General features: G+C 63.6%; 21 protein-coding genes. 6 read left to right on the top strand and 15 right to left on the bottom strand.

Annotation, left to right across the window (positions count from 1 at the left end; all coding sequences use genetic code 11):
- Positions 1-15 precede the first annotated feature (15 nt).
- The 13 genes from KF857_03620 to KF857_03560 form a co-directional block, all read right to left on the bottom strand.
- The gene (locus KF857_03620; protein ID MBX3111074.1) at positions 16-405 is read right to left on the bottom strand and encodes a hypothetical protein; all 390 of its coding nucleotides are present in this window, start codon (positions 403-405) and stop codon (positions 16-18) included.
- Positions 406-411: 6 nt separating this feature from the next.
- Complete coding sequence (locus tag KF857_03615) at positions 412-1179, bottom strand: cytochrome c oxidase subunit 3 (GenBank protein ID MBX3111073.1); 768 nt, start codon at positions 1177-1179, stop codon at positions 412-414.
- Between the two features lies 1 nt (position 1180).
- A complete protein-coding gene (locus KF857_03610; GenBank protein ID MBX3111072.1) occupies positions 1181-2881 on the bottom strand; it encodes a cbb3-type cytochrome c oxidase subunit I in 1701 nt (566 codons plus the stop codon).
- A complete protein-coding gene (locus KF857_03605; GenBank protein ID MBX3111071.1) occupies positions 2878-3966 on the bottom strand; it encodes a c-type cytochrome in 1089 nt (362 codons plus the stop codon). The genes KF857_03610 and KF857_03605 overlap by 4 nt, the downstream gene beginning before the upstream one ends.
- Before the next feature lie 4 nt (positions 3967-3970).
- Positions 3971-4846 carry an SCO family protein gene (locus tag KF857_03600; protein ID MBX3111070.1) on the bottom strand — a complete coding sequence of 292 codons (876 nt, stop codon included), beginning with the start codon at positions 4844-4846 and terminating at the stop codon, positions 3971-3973.
- Positions 4843-5268: a hypothetical protein gene (locus KF857_03595; protein ID MBX3111069.1), complete on the bottom strand. Its 426-nt coding sequence runs from the start codon at positions 5266-5268 to the stop codon at positions 4843-4845. Before KF857_03595 ends, KF857_03600 begins: the two co-directional genes overlap by 4 nt.
- The gene (locus tag KF857_03590) at positions 5258-6436 is read right to left on the bottom strand and encodes a hypothetical protein (protein MBX3111068.1); all 1179 of its coding nucleotides are present in this window, start codon (positions 6434-6436) and stop codon (positions 5258-5260) included. Before KF857_03590 ends, KF857_03595 begins: the two co-directional genes overlap by 11 nt.
- Positions 6433-7197: a cytochrome c gene (locus tag KF857_03585; protein ID MBX3111067.1), complete on the bottom strand. Its 765-nt coding sequence runs from the start codon at positions 7195-7197 to the stop codon at positions 6433-6435. Before KF857_03585 ends, KF857_03590 begins: the two co-directional genes overlap by 4 nt.
- Positions 7197-7802, bottom strand: coding sequence for a DUF3341 domain-containing protein (locus KF857_03580; protein ID MBX3111066.1), 606 nt, complete (start codon positions 7800-7802; stop codon positions 7197-7199). The genes KF857_03585 and KF857_03580 overlap by 1 nt, the downstream gene beginning before the upstream one ends.
- 3 nt (positions 7803-7805) lie before the next feature.
- Positions 7806-9263, bottom strand: a complete 1458-nt coding sequence (nrfD, locus tag KF857_03575; GenBank protein MBX3111065.1) for a polysulfide reductase NrfD — start codon at positions 9261-9263, stop codon at positions 7806-7808.
- Positions 9264-9270: 7 nt separating this feature from the next.
- A complete protein-coding gene (locus KF857_03570) occupies positions 9271-12375 on the bottom strand; it encodes a Fe-S-cluster-containing hydrogenase (GenBank protein ID MBX3111064.1) in 3105 nt (1034 codons plus the stop codon).
- Between the two features lie 11 nt (positions 12376-12386).
- Positions 12387-13139 (bottom strand): cytochrome c3 family protein, encoded by a 753-nt coding sequence (locus KF857_03565; protein ID MBX3111063.1) that lies wholly within the window; start codon positions 13137-13139, stop codon positions 12387-12389.
- A gap of 79 nt (positions 13140-13218) precedes the next feature.
- Entirely contained in the window at positions 13219-15159 is a 1941-nt protein-coding gene (locus KF857_03560) for a heme o synthase (protein MBX3111062.1), read from the bottom strand.
- 72 nt (positions 15160-15231) lie between these two features.
- On the opposite strand from KF857_03560, the gene KF857_03555 reads away from it, so the two are divergent.
- From KF857_03555 to KF857_03540, 4 genes are read left to right on the top strand one after another with little or no spacing between them, the layout of a single operon-like run.
- Positions 15232-15984 carry a glycosyltransferase family 2 protein gene (locus KF857_03555; protein ID MBX3111061.1) on the top strand — a complete coding sequence of 251 codons (753 nt, stop codon included), beginning with the start codon at positions 15232-15234 and terminating at the stop codon, positions 15982-15984.
- On the top strand, positions 15974-16720 hold the full coding sequence (locus KF857_03550; protein MBX3111060.1) for a class I SAM-dependent methyltransferase: 747 nt from the start codon (positions 15974-15976) through the stop codon (positions 16718-16720). The genes KF857_03555 and KF857_03550 overlap by 11 nt, the downstream gene beginning before the upstream one ends.
- Entirely contained in the window at positions 16717-17121 is a 405-nt protein-coding gene (locus KF857_03545; protein MBX3111059.1) for a hypothetical protein, read from the top strand. The genes KF857_03550 and KF857_03545 overlap by 4 nt, the downstream gene beginning before the upstream one ends.
- A gap of 23 nt (positions 17122-17144) precedes the next feature.
- Positions 17145-17981 carry a menaquinone biosynthesis protein gene (locus KF857_03540; protein ID MBX3111058.1) on the top strand — a complete coding sequence of 279 codons (837 nt, stop codon included), beginning with the start codon at positions 17145-17147 and terminating at the stop codon, positions 17979-17981.
- 24 nt (positions 17982-18005) lie between these two features.
- Here the strand turns inward: KF857_03540 and KF857_03535 are convergent, their stop codons facing one another.
- Positions 18006-18770 (bottom strand): PEP-CTERM sorting domain-containing protein, encoded by a 765-nt coding sequence (locus KF857_03535; GenBank protein MBX3111057.1) that lies wholly within the window; start codon positions 18768-18770, stop codon positions 18006-18008.
- A gap of 175 nt (positions 18771-18945) precedes the next feature.
- On the opposite strand from KF857_03535, the gene KF857_03530 reads away from it, so the two are divergent.
- Positions 18946-20397 (top strand): amino acid permease, encoded by a 1452-nt coding sequence (locus KF857_03530; protein ID MBX3111056.1) that lies wholly within the window; start codon positions 18946-18948, stop codon positions 20395-20397.
- A 54-nt stretch (positions 20398-20451) separates the two neighbouring features.
- On the opposite strand, the gene KF857_03525 is transcribed toward KF857_03530, so the two are convergent.
- Positions 20452-21429 (bottom strand): PEP-CTERM sorting domain-containing protein, encoded by a 978-nt coding sequence (locus KF857_03525; GenBank protein MBX3111055.1) that lies wholly within the window; start codon positions 21427-21429, stop codon positions 20452-20454.
- 183 nt (positions 21430-21612) lie between these two features.
- Here KF857_03525 and KF857_03520 point away from each other — a divergent pair, with 183 nt between their 5' ends.
- Positions 21613-23148, top strand: coding sequence for a hypothetical protein (locus KF857_03520; GenBank protein MBX3111054.1), 1536 nt, complete (start codon positions 21613-21615; stop codon positions 23146-23148).
- Positions 23149-23150 lie beyond the last annotated feature (2 nt).

Below are 23150 nucleotides of genomic sequence, written 5' to 3'. Positions count from 1 at the left end.
AGGCCCAGCAGACGGTCACTCGTCGACCTTCGGGTTTCGCGGCAAGGCGGTGGAAGGCGCGTTTTCCCAGCCCGGGGTGGGCTCATAGGGTCGGCTGACGTAGTCGATCATGGTCGCGAACATCGTCAAGAACCAGATGAAGCCACCGATGGCGAAAAGCTTGCTCACCTTGCTGGCCCACTTGACGCCCATGAAGATGGTGACGACCAGCCACGCCTTCACAATGGCGATACCGATCGCGACAAGGTTCATGAACACCGTGTTGCTGTGGAGCGGCTCAGGCATGGCGACGGCGGCGACGATGGTGGCGACCATCAGGCCAAGCAAAGCGAAACCGGTGGTGAGCAGCGTGCGCTGCGACGTGATATGGTGGCCGTGGTGGGCCTGGTGCGTGACGTCAGCCATGTTCGTTTACTTGGGGATGAGATAGAAGAGCGGATACAGGAAGATCCAGACGAGATCGACGAAGTGCCAGTACAGGCACACCATCTCTGTCGGGATGTAGTCGGTGATGACCGGGTGTTTTTGGACGATCAGTTTGATAAGCCAACCAAACAAGAGAATGCCGATCGTGACGTGGATTCCGTGTAGACCGGTCATCGCGAAGTAAAGGCTAAAGAAGAGGCGGGCCCGCTGGGGGTTGCCCTCTTGCTCCTTCTCCGGACCGTCGATCTTTTCGACGATCTGGGTGAACGGCCCTGGCTTGTGGACGCCAAACTCCTTCTCGTAGGCTTCGTGGGCTTGGTGGCCGTAAACGAACGTCTTGTTGGGGAAGAGGTGGTGCTCGAACTTAGCGCCGTACTCGACGGTCTTGACCGCCAAGAAGCCAAAGGCGCAGACCACAGTCAAGGTGAGCATGGCGACCTGCCACTTGGTCTTGTTCTTTTGCGCGAAGTGGACGGCCAAGGCGGCGAACAACGAACTCACGAGGAGGATCGTCGTGTTGAGGCCGCCGAGCTTCCAACTGAGTTGTTCGTGGTAGTGGTACCAGTCCGCCTGGTACTGCCACCGGTAGAGGGCGTAGGTGAGGAACAACGCACCAAAGAACATGACCTCGGTGACGAGGAACGCCCACATCCCGACGATGTAGGTCTCCTGCTGCTGGTCGATGTCCTCGTATTGGAAATAGACCGGCGGCGAATCCGGGTCGATATGTTCTGGTGCGTGGGCGTGCGCCATCTTAGTGCTTGCCTCCGGTCAGAGCCGGCGTGTCGTCTTCTTCAGGCTCGTAGAGCTTGCTGTCTTCTTCCGCGTCGTAATCGTAGACCCGACCGGTGACGATGACCTTGTGGTCAAAGTTCTCGGTGATGGGCACCACGTCGGTCTCCTCCCACTCCAGACCCTTCGCGCCCCAGGGGTTCTTGGAGGCCTTGGGCCCGCGATAAAGGGAGTGGAGGAGATAGAAGACCGGCAACAGGAACCCGACGCCGAGCACCGTCGCACCCGCGGTCGAGAGCACGTGGTAGATCTGCCACTCGGGTGCGAAGTAGTACAGGTGGTAGCGGCGCGGCATACCCAGGTAGCCGACGATGAACTGCGGGAAGAACGTCAGGTTGAAGCCGACGAAGACGATGATCGCGCTGATCCGGCCCCAGAACTCGCTGTACATGCGGCCGGTCATCTTGGGCCACCAGAAGTGGAGGCCGCCGAGGAACGCGGTGACCGCACCGCCGACCATCACGTAGTGGAAGTGGGCGACGATGAAGTAGGTGCCGGTGAGGTGGACGTCGGTGCCGATCGCGGCCAGGTAAAGGCCGGTGAGACCGCCGATCACAAAGAGTCCGATGAACGCCAGGGCGTAGATCATCGGCGTCTTGAGGTGGATGCTGCCCTTGTACATCGTCGTCGACCAGTTGAAGACCTTGACGGCCGACGGGATGGCGAGGACGAAGCTGAGGAACGAGAACACCACGCCGAGCAGGGCCGACTGGCTGCTGAGGAACATGTGGTGGCCCCACACGAAGAAGCCCAGCAGGGCGATGGCCATGGAGGAGTAGGCGACGAACTGATAGCCAAAGACGGGCCGTCGGCTGAAGCACGCCATCAGTTCACTGATGACGCCCATGCCAGGGAGCACCATGATGTACACGGCCGGGTGGCTGTAGAACCAGAACAGGTGCTGGAAGAGGACCGGGTCACCACCAAGCTCGGGGCTGAAGATGCCGATGCCGAACGCGCGCTCGAAGAGCACGAGCAACAGCGTGATCGCGACGACCGGGGTGCCGAGGATGATGATGATGCTGGTGGCGTAGGACCCCCAGACGAAGAGAGGCATGCGGAACCAGGTCATGCCCGGCGCCCGCATCTTGTGGATTGTCGCGATAAAGTTGACGCCCGTCGTGATCGAGGAGAACCCCGCGATGAACAGGCCGAGCAAAGTCAGGGTGATCTGGGTGTTGGAGTAGAGCGAACTGAGCGGTGTGTAGAACGTCCAGCCCGCGTCGACCCCGCCCATGGCCATGGCCAAGAGGACGATGACGCCCGAGATGGTGTAGAGGTACCAACTCAGCAAGTTCAGTCGAGGAAAGGCGAGGTCGCGGGCCCCGATCATGAGCGGGATCAGGAAGTTGCCGAGTGTCGCCGGGATGGAGGGGATCAAGAAGAAGAAGATCATCAAGATCCCGTGGGCCGAGAACGTCTTGTTATAGGCCTCTGAGGACAACAGGTGGCCGTGCGGGCTGGTCAGCTCAAAGCGGATCAGACCGGCGGCGACGCTGCCCATGAAGAAGAAGATGCTGATCGAGACAAGGTAAAGGATCGCGATCCTCTTGTGGTCTGTCGTCAGCAACCACGACTTGATGGTGTGGTCAGCCGTCAGATAGGATTTCTTCTCCCCGTGGTGCTCGTGTCCGGTACCAGCCGGGATAGCCGTTGCGCTCATGGTCTTGTCTCCGATTGTTTGAATTGTGCGGCACCGGCGCTCACCTCGCGGTTGGCGGTGTCAGTGGTGCTGTGCGGGCCGCTCATACCAGGGGTGGTGCCTTTGGTCTCGCGTCCGGCCGGGGCAGTCGGTGCTCCGGCGGCGCTGCCGGAGACCGACTTGATGTAAGCCATCAGGTCGAGAACCTGCTCTTCGGTGATTTGTCCCTTATAAGCAGGCATGGTCTGGTCATATCCCTTGGTAATGAGCCGCCACGGGGTGACGATGGACTCGCGGACGTACTCGTTGTCGGCGGTGAGCTTTTCGCCGGTGGTGAACTCCCGTTCCTTGCCGTAGAGTCCGATGAGGGTGGGGGCGCGCTCGGTGTCGACGTCGCCGTGGCAGTTGCCGCAACCCTTCTCGGTGAAGAGCCGCTTGCCGGCGTCCGCCATGCTGAGCGGGGTCGGTTCGAACCGGTTGCCGCCCTTGGCCAGCCAGTCGGCGTAGTCCTTGGCGTTCATGACGTAGACGCTGCCGACCATCTCCGAGTGCTGGGTGCCGCAGTGCATGGCGCACAGCATCTTGAACTTGCCGGTCTGGGTCGGCGTGAATTGGAGTTCGGTGTAGCGGCCGGGCACGACGTGGAACTGGGCCCGGAAGTCGGGCAGGTACATCGCGTGGATGACGTCCTGGGAGATCATCGTCATCTTCACCGGCTGGCCGACAAGGACGTGAAGCTCGTTGTTCTCGCGGATGCCGTTCATGTGCTGCAGGTGCCACATCCACTGCTTGCCGATCACGAAGATCTCGGTGGCTTTCTCCGGCATCTTGCGGTACTGGATGAACTCGTAGGCGCTCCAAAAGAACATCGTCAGGGCCAGACAGAGGGGCGGGATCGACCAGCTGAGCTCCAAGATCGTGCTGTGGTCGATCGGGTTCCGTCGGTCGGCCTTACTGCCAGCCCGGTACTTGGTCGTCAGGACCAGGACGAGGACGAGGACGAGGAGGGTGAAGAACGCCGCCAACGCGTTCGTCCCCCAGAAGAGGAAGTCGTAACGCGTGGCCCACTCGGAGGCTTGCGGCGGCATGATCGGGAACTGGAACATACGCTTACTGGTCGTCTCCGTCGGTGTGGTTGGCCGTCTTGGCCTTGCGGCTCCAAACAAACATAGCTGTGGCCATCGCCAACACGGTCAGCACGCCGAACGTGCGGACGACGTTGAGGATGTTAAGTGACCGTTGACCTGTCAGGGGGTCGACGTTGACGCACGCCAGGAAGAACGGCCGGTCGTCCTTGACGCCGATCTTTTCTTCCTTAGCGGCCCTGATCGAACTGAGCAACACTTGTTGCGGGTATTCGGTCGTGACGAAATAGCGGCTGAGCCGGCCGGACGGCGTGAGCACCATCAGGCTGGCCGGGTGGGTGATGTTGCCGGTCTTGGGGTCGCGGTTATAGACAAAGCCCACCTGACTGGCCAGTTTCTCGATGTCTTCTTCTTTGCCGGTGAGGAAGTGCCAACCTTTGTCTGACTTGTCCCGGCCCGGCACAGTGCTGTTGACCTTGTAGATGTCGACAAAGGTTTGCTTTTTGGCCTTGGCTTCCTTCGGCCCTTCGCGTGGGTCGATGCTGACGACGACGACGTCGAAGGTGTCGCCGACATTGTCCTTTTTGAACCCCTTGACCGAAGCGACCAGGTTGTTCAACTCGTCGGTGCACACACCGGCGCACTCGTAAAAGACAAGGAGCAGAACGACGGGCCGCTTGTGGAAGTATTCGTCAAGGGTGACGTCCTTGCCTTCGGAATCGACGAACGGAAGCTTGAGGTCGATGTAACTGTCGAGCTTCTGGTCGACACGCACACCCGCGCTGGTCGCGTCGGTGGCGACGCGGGCCTGGCCGGGGACGGGGGCGTCCTTGTAGCCGTAGAATTGGGCCGAAGCCAGCGCCGAGGCGGCGACGAGGGCGGCAAGAAGCCAACGCTTCACTTGTGGCCCTCCATGGTGGCACCCGGTCTGGTGGGGAGCCCGCGCTCGGCGACGATGCGCACGGCGTCCTCGACGGGGATTTGGGCGATACCCTTCCCCTGGTCGACCCAACCTAGCTTGGTCTCCTTGGCTTCCTCTTGCTTGCGCAGGTCGATCATGTCGGTCTTGGCCGTCAGGCCCGATTGGACGACGGGATAGTCCTTGGGCGGGGTGACCTTGCGGGCTTCGACCTTGGTCGGGTTCAGGCTGAACGCCTTCGTGCGGTCGACGACGCCGATGAACGCCCAGCAGCCGATCGTGATGACGGTCAGCACGACGAACATGAGGAACGCGGTGGTCAAGCCTCCTTTGTCGACGTTGAGGTCCCGGCCCTCGTAGCCCATCTGCTCCAGCAGGTTCACATCGTCTTCTTCATGATGCATCGGCGACAGCCTCCTTGTGGTCCAAGTACGGGTGGGCAGTGGTCAGAAGCGGCGACTTGGCGATTTGGTAGCCGAAGTGGGCCAGCCAGATGCCGCCGACCAAGGCGAAGCAACCGATGTCTGCCGCCGTCACGGAGATCTCATTGCGCAGGAACGGCATGACGGCGTAATGGACGTCGGTGAATCGGAAGAAGAGGATCCACGCCGCGACGATGCCCAAGCGGACCGGGTCTCGCTTCACGCCCGGTGAGAAGAGCAGGAGCAACGGCACGAAGAAGTTGAAGGTGATCTGGAAGAAGCCGAAGAGGTTCCAGTTACCGGTCAACCGTTGGAGGTAGTAGCTCGTGAACTCGGGGAGGTTGCCGCTCCACACGATGAGGTACTGGCTGAAGGTGAAGTACGCCCACAACATCGTCAGCATGAGCATCATGTTGCCGAAGTCCTTGGTCATCAGCTTGTCGCTGAGGATCGCCTTGTACGACTCCGCCTTCCTGCCGAAGATCACCACGAGGACGGCGAAGGCCGTGGCCGAGAGTGCGTTGCCGGCCACCCAGATGAACCCGTACATCGTCGACGACCAATGCGGGTCGAGGGACATGACGATGTCCGTCATGAAGAAGTTGGTGATGAGGACCATCAGGACGATGGCCGCGCCGGAGAGGCGGTTACGCTTTTCACCGTAGGCCGGGTCGCCGGTCAGCTCTTCCTGGCGCGTCCACGTCTTGAACCGGGCGGCCATGTAGTAGAACAGGCCAAAGTACAAGAAGATGCGACCGAACCAGAACGGTTGGTTCAGGTAGGTGTTCTTCCTCGTGATGAGGATGTCGTTCGCCGGGGCGTGCATCCAGGCCGCATAGAGCTGCTCCCTGAAGATGAACACTGGGACCATAAGGACTAGCGCGAGCACAATGCCCGACGGTCCGGCCGCTGCCTCCCAGATGCGGGCGACAGGGGCTTGCCAACGGCCCCGCAGGGCGTTGAAGAGGACGGTCATGGACAGGCAGCCCATCGTCATGGACCCCCAGAACACCCAGGCGTAGAGGTAGGAGCCTGCGAAGGCGGCCTGGCCACCCTGCATGTAACCGAACGCACCCAAGGCGAGGCCGACGACGGCCAAGACCACACCAAACGTGACCGCACTACGGCCGAGCTTGGCTTGTTCGTTCACCGCGTGCCTCCATTGTTGGTCGGGGCCGGCTGCGCCAAGTCTGGCGCGATAGTCTCGGCTTCGTGGCGGAGCGGACTGGGCGGAAGGGGGCTGGCGTTGCCGCCGGTGCCTTCCACCGTGCCGGTCGCGGCCGGCTGCGTTTGATGGGACTGGTCCCGAAAGAGGGGGCCGCTGTTGCTGGCCGCGCCTTCGGCACCCAGAGCCCGCTTGGTCGTCTCGTCCAAGTCACCCACAGCGGCGTGTTGGCTGAACTGGAGCGTGCGGATGTAGGACACGATCGCCCAGCGGTCGGCCGGTTTGATGCGGGCGGCCATGGGGTACATGGCTCCATAACCGTTTGTCATGACATCGAAGAAATGGCCGACGGGCATCGCGCGCAACCGGTCGGTGTGATAGTTGGCGACCGGTCGGGAGATGTTGTAGCCGCGCTGGGCGATCATGCCCTTGCCGTCGCCGATGGCCCCGTGGCAGTGGGAGCAAAACGCCATGAAGCGGTCTTGGCCACGGCGGATCAACTCCTCGGTGACCGGGACGGGGAACTCCTTGACCAGTTGCCCGTTCTCAAACCCGGTGAAGAACGCGGAGTCGGCCTTCGCCCCGTCGAAGGAGACAGTGCCGTCGACCGGTTTGCGGCTGCTCTGGGCGTCGGCGAAAAAGTCGCTGGAACTTTGGCTCTTCGCCTTGGGCTGTTGCCACATGTCGATATGGCAGCCGCCGAGCAGCAGGCCGCTGGCGATGACGAGAGGGGCCCACCGCTTCATCAATAGCCCTCCGACGTCATGACGCGCTCGATGGAGAGCGGCTTCAGGGTCTCGAAGAACCCGACCAAAGCGTCCTCGTCGTAGCGCGGGTCGGTCGCCTCGACGGCAATGATGAACCGGTCTTGGGAGGCGCGCTTCATGGCTTCAGCGTTGAACATCGGGTGGTGTGGCTTCGGCAGCCCGTTCAGCCCGATCATGCCGAAGGTCGCTCCGAACGCCGAGAGAAGGATCGTGAGCTCGAACATGATGGGGACGAACGCGGGCAATGAGAACAGCGGTTTGCCACCGGTGTTGTGGGCGTATCCCGCGAGTCCGGGAGGGGCCGGCATCCAGTCGGGGAAGCGGAACCCGGTGCTGGTCCACCAGACTAGGCTAAGGCCGACGAGCAGACCGGTGACGCCTCCGCCAAAGGTGATCCAACCGAGGAGGTCGTTCTTCCATTCGAGGGCGTCAGTCACGCCCTCGACCGGGACAGGTGAATAGGCCTCGACGTCGCGGTAGCCCGCCGCTTTGGTCGCCTTAGCGGCGGCCAGCAGGTCGTCAGGGTTGTCGAACGCGGCGCAGACCGCGAACGGCTTCGGTGATGTGTCTCGTCCGTGGGACATAGGTCAGTGCGCTCCCGCGGCCTCCGGGTCCGCGTGGTGGTCATGTCCGTGCCCTTCGTGCATCTGATGCTGGAGCTCCTTCATTTCCCAGATGTTGATCATGGGGAGGAAGCGGACGAACAGGAACATGAGGAAGATGAAGAGTCCGATCGAACCGAAGAACATGCCGAAGTCCCACGGGGACGGCGTGTAGTAGCCGAAGCTCGACGGCACGTAGTCGCGGGTCAGCGACATGGGGATGATGACGAACCGTTCGAACCACATGCCGATGTTGACGCTGAGCGAGACCAACATGAGGACGGTCAGGTTCTTGCGCATCTTAGGTGACCAGAGCACCTGAGGGATCGTGCAGTTGAAGAGGATGAGGAGCCAGAACGCCCAGCTGTACGGGGCGTTGGCCAAGTTGATCCGGTTGTGCAGGAGCGACTGCTCGGCGGGGAGGCCACTGTAGAAGGCGTAGAACGCTTCCATGATGTAGCCGTAGAAGACAATCAGGCCGGTGGCGAGCATGACCTTCGCCATCCAGTCGAAGTGCTTCATCGTGATGATGTGCTCGAGCTTGTACCACTTGCGCAGGGGCACCGCGAAGGTGATGACCATCGCGAACCCGGCGAAGACAGCGCCGGCGACGAAGTACGGCGGGAAGATCGTGACGTTCCAGCCGGGTACGACACCCATGGCAAAGTCGAAGGACACGATCGTGTGGACGGAAAGGACGAGCGGCGTCGAGATGCCGGCGAGCATCACACTGGCGTGGTCGTAGCGGTACCAGTGCTTGGCGCTGCCGCGCCAGCCCAGGCTGAGCACGCCGTAGACGTACCGGCCAAGGCCCTTCGCCCGGTCACGCAGGGTGGCCAGGTCGGGGATCAGGCCCATGTACCAGAAGAGAATGGACACCGTCATGTAGGTGCTGACCGCGAAGACGTCCCACACCAGGGGGCTCCTGAACTGCGGCCACATGCCCATCACGTTCGGATAGGGGAACAGCCAGTAGGCGACCCAAGGTCGACCCGTGTGAAGGAGCGGGTACAGGCCGGCGCACATGACGGCGAAGATGGTCATCGCCTCCGCCATGCGGTTGATCGAGTTGCGCCACCGTTGGCGGAGCAGCAAGAGGACCGCGGAGATGAGGGTGCCGGCGTGCCCGATACCGATCCACCAGACGAAGTTGACGATGTCCCATCCCCATCCCGTGGGCTGGTTGTTGCCCCACACCCCGATGCCGAACAGCAACAGGATGGTGATCGAGAGCATCAGCAGGTTGACGCCCAAGAAGCCCGCGGCGAGGAAGATCTGCCACGGACTGGTCTGGAACTTGGCGAGCGGCCCAGGCAAGGAGATGCCAGGCTTGTTGTGACGCGCCTGACTCAGCGGGATGTCGCCGATCAACGCATCGAACTCGTGGTCCTTGTACTCAGCGCTGAGCAGGTCCTTATCGGGTGGGACGGGGTTCGCAGACATTACGTGGTCAGGCCTCTAGGTCAGGGTGCGGGTTGCGGACGCGGGCCAGGTAGCTGGTGCGCGGCCGGGTGTTGACTTCGGGCAGAAGGACGTAGTTCCTCTTGTCCGAACGGGACTTGCCGACCGCCGAATCGGGGTCTCGCTTGTCACCGAAGACGATGGCGTTGGCCGGGCAGGCTTGCTGGCAGGCGGTGATGATCTCGCCGTCCTTGATCTGCCGCGACTCCTTCTTGGCGTTGATGCGGGCCGCGTTGATGCGTTGCACGCAGTAGGTGCACTTCTCCATCACGCCACGGGTGCGGACCGTGACGTCCGGGTTCTGCAACAGCTTAAGGACGGGCACCTCGTGCGTCCGCTGCGTGTACCACAGGAAGTTGAAGCGCCTGACCTTGTAGGGACAGTTGTTGCTGCAGTACCGGGTACCGACGCAACGGTTGTAGACCATCTGGTTGAGACCCTCGTGGCTATGGACGGTCGCCGCGACCGGGCAGACGGGTTCGCACGGCGCGTTCTCGCACTGCATGCAGGTCAGCGGTTGGAAGTACGTCGGCGGGTTGTCCGTGTCGATTTGGTCACCCTGCTCCGTGTCCTTCCAGTGGCCCTTGAAGTACCGGTCAATGCGGATCCAGTGCATCTCGCGTCCCTTCATGACCTCGTGCTTGCCGACGACGGAGATGTTGTTCTCACTTTGGCAGGCCGTCACGCAGGCGTTGCATCCGGTGCACATCGAGAGGTCCACCGTCATCGCCCATTGGTATTCGGTCTTGCTGAAGTCGAACTCCTTCTCGTCGAACATGGAGACGGCTTTCCCCGTCTTGCGCACTTCCTCCTTCTCGTGCTTTTGCTCTTCGGAGACGTGCCCTTCTTCCTCCTCCCCAAACGGCTTGCCTGCGTCGAGCAGGGCCGGGGTGGTCTCGAAGATCAGTTCGCGGTAACTGTCGATCAGGCTGGTGTCGATCGTGTTGTGGAACTGGGTGTTGGCCAGTTCGTAGGTTCCGGGCACCTTCTTGATCTCGACCTGGGTCGCCACCCACGGGCTCTTGGAACTGCGGATGGAGTTGGTGTCGAACCCGCCCCCGTGGGCTCCGTTGCCCGACTTGCACACGTCGCCGCCTGCTCGGCGGCCGTAGCCCAAGTGGAGCAAGGCGACGTCGTCGGCCTGGCCCAGGTTGACCCAGACCGGGACGACGAGCTTTCGGCCGTCGACGGTGACCTCGGCCAACTCGGCGGGGCCATAGAACGGAATGATGCCGAGTGTCTTCGTGACTTGGCCGACGCCCAGGCGCTTGGCGGTGGCATGGCTCAGGTAGAGCGCGTTGTCCCAAGTCAGGTTGCTGATCGGCCTGGGCAACTCTTGCAGCCAGGCGTTGTTGCCGTACCGGCCGTCATGGATGTTCGGGTCGGGAAGGAAGACGAGCTCGATACCGTTGGCGGGGGCGGGAATAGACACCGCGCCGGCGACACCGGCCACGACCGTGGCGGTCGTCGGCTTCGCCGCCGAGCCGTCCACAGTCCCCTTGGCCAAAGTCTCTCGCCATCGCAGGTCTTGGGCACGGCGTCCCACCGTGTCCTTGGCCAACGGGCCGACGTACATCTCCTCGACGAGGGCGTGACCCCCGCGGGCCTTGCCCGTCAGGGCGTCAAGGAACTCAATGTCGGACTTGGAGTCGTAGAGCGGCTCGATGAGCGGTTGTTGGATCGAGACGGTTCCTTCATGGGCCCGTCCGTCGCCCCAGGCCTCGAGGAAGTGGCTCTGCGGGAACGCCCAAGTGCTGGCGGAGGCCGTCTCGTCGGGGTGGAGGGAAAGGGCCGCCGTCAAGGGGACCTTGGCGTAAAGCTCTTTGAACCCAGTGTCGGCGTAGGCTGAGAAGACCGGGTTGCCGCCCAAGACGACCAAGGCCTTGCACTCGCCGCTGCCCATCGCCGTCACGAGTTCGGCGAACTCGGCGGCCTGGTTCGTCGGTCGGGCCAGCACCGGCTCCAAGGCCAAGACGGTGGCGCCGATGTTGCCGAGATGGCTGTTGATCGCGGCGGCCAGGGCGTGCGCTTCGGGCGGCTGGTGGTCGCCGACGATGACGGCACAGCGGCCACGGTGCTCTTGCAAGTCCTTGACCAAGGCCTTGACCGCCTTGGCGTCGACACCGGGGACCTCACCGCCCGTCGCCCCCGGGACACCCAGTTCAAGGGCGAGGAGGCTGGCCAGGCGCGCGATATCCGAAGCTTTGACCCGGAACCGGTGGTCGGCGACGACGCCGGCGGTCGTCCGGGCCGACTCAAAGGCGTAGATCCGGTTGTAACCCTCGGGATGTCCGGGCTTCCGGCGGGCCATGACGTCGCGGGCGAACCGCACGGCGCCGGGGCCGGAATAAAGGAAGTCGCTGTCCAGGCTGACGATGACGTCGGCCTTTGCCAGGTCATAGGTGACGTGGACGTCCTGGCCGAAGGCGGTCTTGATCCCCTCCCGGGCGTTGTCGCGGTTGGCAGGTTCCCACTGCACCCACTTGGCGGCCGGATAGACCTTGAGGAACTCCTGGATCTGCTTGGCGAGCAAGGGCGAACCGACCGTTTCGGTCAGCAGGTAGAACCCGGCGCCGGTCTTGCTGTCGGTCAGGGCTTGCCTCAGGGCGGCGAGGCCGTCTTGCCAGCCGGTGGTTTGGCCGAGGTACTGGGGCACCCGCAACCGGTCGGGGTCGTAGAGGGCCACGATCTGCGCCATGGTGACGGCGTCCAACCCGCCGAGGCTGCTCGGGTGGTTGGGGTTGCCGTCCAGCTTGGTCGGGCGGAAATCGTGGGCGGTGGCAAGCACACCGACACCAAACCCGCCCTGGTTGTAAACGGTGGCGTACTGGGTCGTGGTGCCGTTGACGGCGTTTTCGGGCTGCTGGACGTAGGGGACGACCTTCTGTTGCGGCAAGACCAGCGAGCGGCAGCCGCTGAGGCCGGCCAGGGCCGATGCCGCGCCCATGAGCTTCAGGACGCTGCGGCGGTCGACCTCAAGCAGGGACTTGCGGTGGGGGAACTCGTCGGCACTCAGCTTGTCGAACGCCTCCGGGTCTTGGAGTTGTTCGATGCCACGGACGTAGACCGGCTTCTTGTTGCGCTTTTCGTTCATGGGGTCGGACATCAGTGGTGGCAGATGTAGCAGTCCTTAAGCTGCTCGACGTTGATCTTCCTGTCCTTGACGAGCTTCTTGCCGAGTTCGGTGTGGGTCTCGTCTTGCGGGATCAGGTTGGGGAGTCCCTCGGCCAGCGCCAACTCAGCGTCGTTGAGCGGTCTGCCCTCGGAAACCTTGCGGTAGAGCATGAACACCTGTTCGCGCGGCGACTTGTTGTCACCGCCGACGGGCTGCACCAAGTACTTGGCGGGGTCGTTGTGGCAGTCCAGACACCAGGACATGCGGAACGCCTGGCCCTTCCAGGTGATGGGCATCTCTTGCACGGGGCCGTGGCACGTGTTGCAATTGACGCCACGGTTGATGTGGATCGAGTGGTTGAAGTAAACGAAATCGGGGACGGAGTTCACCTTGTTCCACTGGAGGGGCGTCCCCGTCTCCCAGCTTTGACGCACCGGGTCGAGCAAGGGGCTGTTCGTCCAGATCTGGCTGTGGCAGGTCATGCAGACTTCGGTGGACGGGACGCTGGCCTGGGCGTTGTCCTCGACATTGCTGTGGCAGAAGCGGCAGTCGATCCCCAGCTCCTTGGCATGGTGCTTGTGACTGAACGGCACGGGCTGGTCCAGGGGGTTGTCGACCTTGGTGTTGGCCGGCGAACTGGTGATCTGGGTGCCGCCGACAAGCAGCACGAACGGCACGCCGGCGGCGACGAAAAGGCTCGCCGTCGCGATCGTGTTCGCGTATGGAGGAAAGATTTGGGCCATCGCTACCTGCGCTCCTGAAAATATGTCACAAGACGCCGTTGCTTCGCTGGCAGGTTCGCCGGCGCCGGGGCCTGAGTGGTCAAGCCATCACCGTCCTGTCCACGGCAATAACGATAAAGATCAAGGCCAGATAGACCATCGAGAACTTGAAGAGCTTCCTGGCGTGGGGTCGGTCCGGCGTTTTGAACAAGAGCAGGCTATGGGCGAGCAGCCCGGCGTTCAAAAGTCCCGAGCCCACCAGATAGACCGGCCCCACGGCCGTTTTCTCAAGGAGCGGCATCGCGCAGACCAGGGCGGTGATGACCGCATAAATGACGATCTGGACGACAGTGACCCGGTCTCCCTTGACGACGGGCAACATCGGCACGCCGGCCTTGGCGTAGTCGTCTTTGATCAGGATCGCCAGCGCCCAGAAGTGGACCGGCGTCCAAGCGAAGATCAGGGCGAAGAGGAACCACGCGAACGGGTTGAGGCTCCCGGCCACGGCGGCGTAACCGACCAAGGGCGGGAAGGCTCCGGCGGCCCCGCCGATCACGATGTTCTGCCACGTGCGACGCTTGAGCCAGAGGGTGTAGACGAAGACGTAGGTGAGCAGCCCGCACAGCGCCATCGTGGCCGACAAGAGGTTGGCCGACCACGTGAGGATGGCGAAAGAGCCGACCGCCATCGAGTAGGCGAAGACCAGGGCCTGCCGCTTGGTGACCGCGTGGGTCACGGTAGGCCGGTGGCTGGTGCGCTCCATCGCCACGTCGATGTCCTGCTCGACGATCATGTTGAAGGCGTTGGCCGCGCCGGCCGCCATATAGCCGCCGACCGTGACCCACAAGGTCAGCCACCAGTCGGGCCAGCCCCCCTTGGCGATCACCATCGCCGCGATCGTCGTGAAGAGGAGGAGAGAGATGATCCGAGGCTTGGTCAGGGCGATATAGGCCTTCACCGTCTCGCCCAGAGACCGTGGCTCGGCCGGGGCCTCGTGGACATCGTCTTGGGCCGACCAACTAACCCCGAGGGCGTTGGCGCACAGGAGCACCAGGGCGATCCAGCCGGAAACCGCGAGGGCCAGGTGGACGAGCTGCATCCACACCGGGGCCGAGACGATCAGGTTGGCGATACCGAAGACGAACTGGCCAACATAAAGCCCGACGGTCCAGCGGCTCCACTTGTGCACCGCCGGGGTGGGGCGGTGCTCGGAGACATATCCGGCCAGCCACAGGACGATGACGCCGACGGACGTGGCGACGAGCGGGTGAAGGATGCCGCCCTTCAGGATCGCCGGGGCGTTCTCGCCTAGGTGTTGGGCCCACCGGTCGGCGATAGTCTTAGCCGAGGCCAATTCAAGGGCGAACGCGGTCTTGCCAAGTGCGCTGATCGCCCCGGTGACGCCCAAAAGGGCGACACCGCCGACCATCGCCTTGAGGGCGGTGCCGACGCCCCCTTGACCGGCGAAACGGACCCTCTCGCCCCCGCGTCCGAAGTGCCAGGCCAGGGTGAGCGAGGCGGTGAGCGCGAACGTGCTCATCAGGTGGACGGGCATGGTCACAGCCCGGGCCATGGACTTGTCGACCGTCACCCAGCCCATCTTGACGAGGGCGGCCCCGATGAGAGCCTCGAAGATGGTCAGGCCGAACGCCCAGTTCGCCGCCTGGCGGGCCGCCGCGCCCTTGGGGAACGCCCGTCGTCCGAAGACGAACAGCCCGACCATGGCGAAGAAAAGGATCCCACTGCTCGCCCGGTGGCCGAACTCAAAAACGGTCTTGATCTGGCTGAACGCAGGGATCACACCCCGGCCGTCGCCACAGAGAGGCCAGTTGTTGCCGCAACCGTCTCCTGACAGGGAAGCGCGGACAAACGCGCCAAAAACGACGGTCGCGACCGTGTAGACAAGGGTCGCCAAGGCGTACTTGGCAAACTTGACGTTTTGGTGTGGGTTCGATGCTGGGTTAGGATGATGGTGGGCCTGGTCGGAGTCGGCCTGTAGGTGAGGGTCGTCCCTCAGGGCACCGTCGGCATCCATGAGCATCTGATGAATCATTGTAGCCACACAAGGAAGCCCAGAGTCAACTCCGGACCCAGCCGGTAGAATCGCTCCGCCTTGACTGTCCGCCTTGCCATCGTGGTGCCCGCGTACGACGAATCGGCCCGAATCGGGCCGACTTTGGCCACATTGGCGGCGTTTGTCGCGTCGTTGCCGTACAGTTGCCAGGTTTTGGTCGTCAGCGACGGCAGCAAGGACGGGACTGAAAAAGTTGTCAGCGACTTTGCACAATCGCACCCAGGCTTCCAATGCGTCCACTATGCGGTGAACCGGGGGAAGGGCTACGCGGTCAAGCAGGGGGTCTTTGCCGCTGACGCCGAGTACATCCTCGTCTCAGACGCCGACTTGGCGACGCCGATCGACGAGGTCGACAAACTGTGGAAGGCCATAGACGCGGGGGCCGACGTGGCGATCGGCAGCCGGCCGCTGCGCGAGAGCCAACTCGAAGTCCGGCAGCCGTTCTACCGCGAGATGGCCGGGCGCATGTTCAACCTGGCCGTCCAGCTCCTCGCCGTCCGAGGGATCAAGGACACCCAGTGCGGCTTCAAGCTCTTCCGGGCCGAAGTCGCCCGCGAAATCTTCCGCCGTGCGACAGTCGACCGGTTCGGGTTTGATTTTGAGGCCCTCATGATCGCCCACGACCTTGGTTACCGGATCGCCGAGATCCCGGTGAGGTGGAGGCACCAGGAGGGGTCGAAGGTGGTGTTGCTGCGCGACGGGCCGGAGATGCTCGGCCAGCTCGTGAGGCTCCGGTTGAAGGGGAAGGCGAAGAGGTTGGCGTTGCCGGCCGAGGCGGGCCGTGCAGAGTGACGAATACGGCAAGATGCGCGCGGCGGAGGACACCTATTGGTGGTTCGTCGCCCGCCGCCGCTTGGCGTTGTCTTTGGTCAAGAGGTTCGCGCCCGGCGGCGGCCGCATCCTTGACGTCGGCTGCGGTACCGGGGCGGTCCTCAACGAACTGGCCGAGGTCGGCGCGACAGCGGGGGTCGACGTCTCACCGCTGGCCCTCGGTTTCGCCAGTGAGCGAGGCCTGAAGAACCTGGTTCTGGGCGACGCCCAGCGTCTGCCGTTCCGGCCCGGCTCGTACGACACCGTCGTCTCGCTCGACACCGTCGAGCACGTCCCCGACGACGTGGCAGCGGTGAAAGGGGTCTTCGACGCGCTCAAGCCGGGAGGGGTCTTCGTCATGAACCTGCCTGCGTTCGCCTGGCTTTGGGGACCCCATGACGTGGCGCTGATGCACTGCCGCCGGTACACGGCCAGGCAGGTGAGGCGCCTCCTCGTGGACGCCGGGTTCCAGGTGGAGTTTCTGTCATACAGTGTGTTCTTCCTCTTCCCGGCGGTGGTGCTCACCCGGTGTGTCGAACGCTTCCGCCGGGGGCCGGCAAAGGTGCGGCTGCCCGCCGTGAACGGCCCGGTCAACGCCGCTCTGGTCGCCTTGATGGAGTTTGAGTCGAGGGTCATGTCCGCGGTGCCGCTGCCATGGGGCAGCAGCGTCTGCGTCGTGGCGCGGAAACCTGCGGCGCGTGATACCATCGGCCGGTGAGCACCGCCCACGGCTACTCGGGCAAACCATTGGTCGAAAAACTGGGATGGAAGCCAGGCGACTTAGTCGTGACTAACTTTGACGGCGACTACCTGTCGCTTATCGGCGGAGACGTGTCCCTGGCCGTCTGGGACGGGACGCAAGCGCGGCGGGCCCACCTCTTCCACACGTCCCGGGCTGACCTAGAACGCGACCTGGCCGTCGCCCGGCGGGTCGGCGGCGACCTCGCCGTCGTGTGGGTGAGCTGGCCGAAGCGGACCTCGAAGGTGGCCACCGACATCACGGAGCAGACCGTCCGCGACGTCGCGCTCCCCATGGGGTGGGTCGACGTCAAAGTGTGCGCCGTCGATGAGTCGTGGTCGGCGCTCAAGCTCGTGGTCCGGAAGTCCGAACGAGGCTGACGGGGACCGCGTAGGATGCAGGCATGCCCCGGTTCACGGTCGCGTCGGTGCCCTATGTGAACGCCGCCCCGCTGGTGTGGTGGTTCGAGTCGCAAGGCGAGGAGTCGCCGGTCCAGGTGCGCTACGACGTGCCGTCGAAGCTGCCAGTCCTGCTGGAACGGGGCGAGGCCGATGCGATCTTGGTCAGCAGCGTCGACGCTTTGCGCGAGCCGGGCCGCCGCGTCCTTCTTGCCCCAGCGATCGCGACTCGGGGCCCGGTCCGGAGTGTCCGTCTGTTCAGCCGCGTCCCGTTCGACCAGGTCCGGACGCTGGCCTGGGACGCCAGCTCAATGACGAGCAACCGCTTGGCCATGGTGGTCCTCGGCGAAATGTTCGGCGTCAGGCCGGAAGCGGTCGAGATGGCCCCAGACTTGGCCACGATGCTGGGTGCATGCGACGCCTGCGTCCTGATCGGGGACCTCGGCATGACCGCCGACGGCACGGGGTGCCATGTCCTCGACTTAGGCAAGGCCTGGACAGACCTGACCGGGGTGCCGTTCGTTTGGGCGGTGTGGGCAGGTGGCGAGGGGTTGACCCCTGAACTGGGCGCGCACCTCCATGCGGGATGGCTCAAGAGCGGGTGCGGGGCACAGACCGAGCGGACCGCCAAGACCGCGACCGCTCTCGCTTGGGCGGCGGGCCGGGCCGGATGGACGGTGGAGGTGGCGGACAGTTACCTGAACCAGACAATGGACTTCGGTTCGGAGTCGTTCTTAGAGTCGTCCCTCCGCACGTTCCGCGAGTTGCTTCTTGCCCACGGGTTCGAGGACTGCCGCCACTTTCCCATGGTCGTCGGGCCGACCGCCGACTGTCCCGTGTGACGGCCGGCCCGAGAACCTCTTCTCTTACTGCGACCGTCGCCGACGGAGGGCGAGGGCGCCAAGGCCAAGGACAACCAGGGTGGCTGGCTCGGGGACCGCTTCCTGGCGGATGTTGTCGAAATAGACCTCGTACGGGCCGGCGTCGCCGCCGACCGGCTTGATGCCGAAGTTCTCTAGGACGCCCTTACCCGTCGTTGATTCGAGGACTCCGTTTCCGGTGAAGCCCTTCACCACGGGCGGCGCGGCCAAGTCGATGGCGTAGTGGAACCACGAGCCTGCGGTGATGAGCGTGCCTCCGCCGGGGCCGCCCGTGCCGGAAAGCGAGTCGTTGGAGACCCACTCGATCGAGCCACTGGTGCCGCCGTTCTCGCCGATCGCGGCGGTGGTGTTGGTCTCACGCAGGCCGATCGCGATGGTGATGTCCTTTGTGGTGTAGACGTCGAACTTGAGCCACTGGGTGAAGTCGACCGTCGGGTTCTTCAGGTTGGTGGCGTTGAAGGTGGTCAGCCGCAACCAGCGGCTGGCCTCACCGTCAATGAACTGGAAGTTGGTCTTCAGAACGTTGGTGACGTTGCCACCGACGCCTCCGTCGGGTTTGACGACTTGACTGAGGTTGGGGTCGGTGAGAAGGTTGCCTGACGTGCTGCCGGAGAACCGGGGGTCGCGGAAAAGCACGGTGCCGTTTGCCGTCGGGGCGGTGAAGGATTCGAAATCGGAAATCAGCGTCTGTGCGGCGGCGGGGGAGGCGAAAACGAGCGACACACCCGCGAGCCAGAGTCCTCTGTTCATTATTTACGCTCCAATCCCCTGCATTTCTGGCAGGGAAGTCTCACCTTGGCACAGTCACCGGGTTGATTGCGACCCTTCCGCGACGAATATGGCGCGGGGCTCGGTTGGAGGTTCAATTCTCGTAGATTTACGGGGAAGGCGTTCGAGGCCGCACCTTGTCTGATACCATGCGCCCATGCGAGAAGGTCAGGGGGCGCACCTTGTCCGTCAGATCGGCTTGGGCAGCGGGGTCGCGGTGGTCGTCGGGAGCACGATCGGGTCGGGGATCTTCAGGAGCCCGGCGGGCATCGCCGAGCAACTCCCGGGCCCGCTTCCGTTCCTCCTCGTATGGGTCGTCGGAGGCTTCTTTGTCCTGTGCGGGGCCTTGACTTTGGCCGAGGTGGGCAGCGCCTATCCCTATGCCGGCGGCTTGTACGTCTACATCCGCGAGGCGTTTGGGCGACAGGCCGCGTTCCTGTTTGGCTGGGCGCAGCTCATCTTGATCCGGCCCTCGTCGGTCGGGGCGGTCGCCGTGGTGTTTGGTGAGCACGCCTTGAGGCTGTTCGGCGTGCAGAAAGAGCATCCGGCGTTCGTGGGGTTGGTCACCGCCCTGTCCGTCGCCGCGATCCTTGGCGTGGCCGCGGCGAACATTCGCGGGGTCAAGTTGGGGACGGGCGTCCAGAATCTGACGACCCTGGCGAAGACGGCCGGGCTGCTCGCCCTGGTCGTCCTGGCCTTTGCGGTGGGCCTGCCCAAAACGGGCGGCCACTTCTCACCCGCCGTGCCGCCTGGCAGTTTCAATCTGTCCCTGTTCGGCCTCGCCCTGGTCTCGGCGTTGTGGGCGTATGACGGCTGGACGGACGGCACCTACGTCGGTGGGGAAATGACGGAGCCGCGCAAGAACCTGCCTCGGGCGACCCTGTTAGGGACGCTCGCCGTCATCGGGGTCTACCTCCTCGCCAATGTCGCCTACCTGTCCGTCTTTTCGGCGCAAGAGGTCGCCGCGAGCCCCCTGGTCGCGGCCGACGTCATGAGCCGTCTGGTCGGGGCGGGCGGGGTCACCTTCATTGTGGCGACCGTCATGGTGTCCACCTATGGCACCCTCAACGGGTCGGTGCTGACGAGCCCTCGACTGTTCTTCGCCATGGCGGAGGACAAGCTCATCTTCCCCCAATTGGCCACCGTCCATCCCAAGTTCAAGACGCCGACCACCGCGGTCGTCTTGGTCGCTTGCCTTGGCGTCCTGTACGTTGTCGTCGCGGCCGCGTTCACCGGGTCAAAGACCTTTTCGACCCTGACGGACGCCTTCGTCATCGCGAGCGTCCCGTTTTATGCTCTGGCGGTGGGTTCTGTGTTCGTGTTCCGCCGTCGGCGACGACGTCTGCCCACTTCGGCCGGGCCGGAACCGGACTCCTTGGTCGACGCTGGTGACGACGCCGGGACCGGGGCCCGGCCTCATGTCTATGAGCCCGCCGCTCTGACGCCCGGGTTCCCCGTGGTGCCGGCCCTGTTCATTCTCTCGACCGTCTTTCTCTTGGGCAACTCGTTGCTGGACCCCGGGGCTAGGGGGGCCACCTTGGTCACCTTGGGTCTGGTCGCCCTCGGGTACCCGGTTTACGCGTTCACGATCGGTCGGCGCGCGGCATAGGGACGGCGAGGGTCTCGTAGCCGAGACCCTCGCCGGGGTGGTGCGGATGCCAGTTCAGGCTTTCTTGCGGCGGCGGAGGAGCGCCAAGGCACCAAGGCCGAGGACACACATGCTCGCGGGCTCGGGCACAGCGGCCAAGTAGCCCATGTTGTGTCCGGTGTCGAACTTGCCGTTGTCCGTCCAGGTGCCGCCGTTGTCCAAGTAGCGCTGGATGAAGTTGCCGGTGTGGCTGGAGACGAACATTTCCTCGCCATCGGGGCTGAAAGTGATGCCGACGGCGCCACTGACGTCAAATAGAACGCTGCTCGACGTGGGGTTGTAATCAGCGTCGAGTTCGACCTTGATGACCTTGCTGCTGTTGAAGCTCGCGACATAGAGCGACCCGCCTCTGAACGCCATCTGATGGGTCGCGTCAGCTTGGCTCATGGTGAAGTCCGTCGAGTTGCCAAACCCGTCCCCGACAATGTCGGTGATGTGGAGGGCGTTACCGACGCCCGACGTGATCATCTTCTTGCCGTCCGGCGAAATCCACACGTCGCGGACCGCGCCGTTGGCGACGCTGGCGATCTCCGTGTAGCCCGAACCGGTGTCACGGTAACGGTGGGTGCCGTTGGAGACCGTGGTGACATAGAGGTCGCCGTTCGGGGCGAACTGGAACCCGTGGAACCCTTGGCTGGCCGCCGTGGTCTGCTCGGCGACTGTCGCACCGCCGGACAAGGTCTTCGTCCCAAAGTCGAAGTCGAATTCTTGGACACTCCCTTTGCCCTGGGTGTTGCCCCAGCGGTTGCTGACGTAGAGTTTGCTGTTCCGGACGACGAGACCGACCGGGTCGTGCAGATCGGCGGCGGCCAAGCCCCCACCGGCGACAAACGAGCCGCCCGTCGAGGCAAAGTCGTACTGCTGGACGCCGCCGTAGTGAGCGGTGTCTCCGCCAAGGGAACCGGAGTTGGTCTCCGCGGCGAAGAGAGTGAACTGGGCCAATGCCCCTTGGGTCAGTAAGACTACAAGGGCCGAGCAAATCATCAATCGCATGTCGTCAGTCTATGACATTGCTTCAACACGTGGGCGGGGACGTAACGGACGTAACGCTAATCCCCGTAAGTTTGCGGGGAAGAACCCATAAATCTCACAAGGCGCGGTAAGTCCGTCAAGGTGCCGCAAGGACTTTGACATCCATGTAAATGTAGTGGCATCGTTGGGATAGACTGGACCGCCATGACGACGATCCTTGCCTGCGTGATGCTTTCGTCCGCTTTGGGCGCACCGGCCGCCCAGCAGGGGCCGCCGCCGGGAGGGCAGGCGAGACAAGGCCGCTTTGGCCAGCCTGAACAGACCGGTGCGGCAACCCACCCCATGCCATCGTTGCCGGAATCCCGGACCGACCACACCATCAACCTCCCGAGTGGCGCACTGAAGTACAAGGCGGTCGCGGCCCAGATCCCGCTTGGGCCCGACGGGGCCCCGCCCGAGTGCGAGATGTTCTATGTCGCCTACCTGAAGGACGGTGCGGACGTCACGAAAAGGCCGGTCACTTTCGCCTTCAACGGCGGTCCCGGTAGCGCAACCCTGTGGCTCCACATGGGCGCCCTCGGTCCCAAACGCGCCCCGATGAACGACGACGGCAGCTTGCCCGCCCCGCCGTACGAAGCGGTCGACAACATGGAGTCTTGGCTGGACTTCACCGACGTCGTGGTCATCGACGCCCCGGGGACTGGGTACAGCCGGTTGGCAAGCCCGAGCTACGGAAGCAAGTACTTTGGCGTCCAGCAAGACATCGCCGCGTTCACCAACTTCATCAAGGGCTGGCTGAACAAACACCAGCGATGGCGCTCGCCGCTCTTCGTCGCCGGCGAAAGCTACGGCGGTATCCGTGGCTCGGGGCTCACGAACAGCCTTCTGCGGTCGGGCATCGCCATCAACGGCTTTGTCAGCATCTCGGGCACGAGCAACTTCATGACGCTGGACGGCATGAGGGGGAACGACACGACGTACATCGGGTTCCTGCCCTCCATGGCGGCGTGCGCCTGGTACCACCACAAGCTCAACCCCCGGTTCAAGTCGGTCGAGGCCGTCGTCAAGGAGTCCCAAGAATGGATCGACAAGGAGTACGCCCCCGCCCTTCAGCGCGGCGACAGCCTGAGCGACCAAGAGAAGGACCATATCGCGGCCAAGTTGTCTGAGTACCTGGGAATCAGCAAGGCGTACTGCCTGGCGGCGAACCTGAAGATCAGCGAGTTCCAATTCTTCCGGGAGCTGTTGCGCGACCAGCGGTTGACGATCGGCCGCTATGACGGGCGGTTGGTCGGCCAAGAGGAGTTGGGCGTCGGTGACCGGGGTATCGCCGGTGACCCCAGCGACAACGCCACGACTCCGCCGTTCACCAGCACGATCAACGACTACCTTCAGCGTGACCTGGGCGTCCGGGCTCCGTTCCCCTACCTGAATTCAGGGTCAGTGCAGCCCTGGCAGGAAGCGGAGGGCGGCTATTCGGAGACGGCTTCGGCACTCCGCACCGCCTTGGCGCGGAACCCGTACCTCCGTGTCCTCTACTGCTGTGGCTACTACGACCTCGCCTGCCCGCTCAACGCGACCGTCTACACGGTGAACCACATGGGATTGGACAAGGCGACCCGGGCACGTCTTTCGTTCGAGTACTACCCGGCCGGTCACATGATGTACATCGAAAAGTCATCACGGATCAAGTTCCACGACGACGTCAAGGCGTTCGTGGAGATGTGCCTGAAAAAGTAGCC

It is taken from the genome of Fimbriimonadaceae bacterium (genome assembly GCA_019638795.1).
Taxonomy (GTDB): Bacteria; Armatimonadota; Fimbriimonadia; order Fimbriimonadales; family Fimbriimonadaceae; genus JAHBTB01.
Note: the sequence above shows the minus strand (reverse complement) of the source record. Positions and strands in the feature narration are given on the sequence as shown.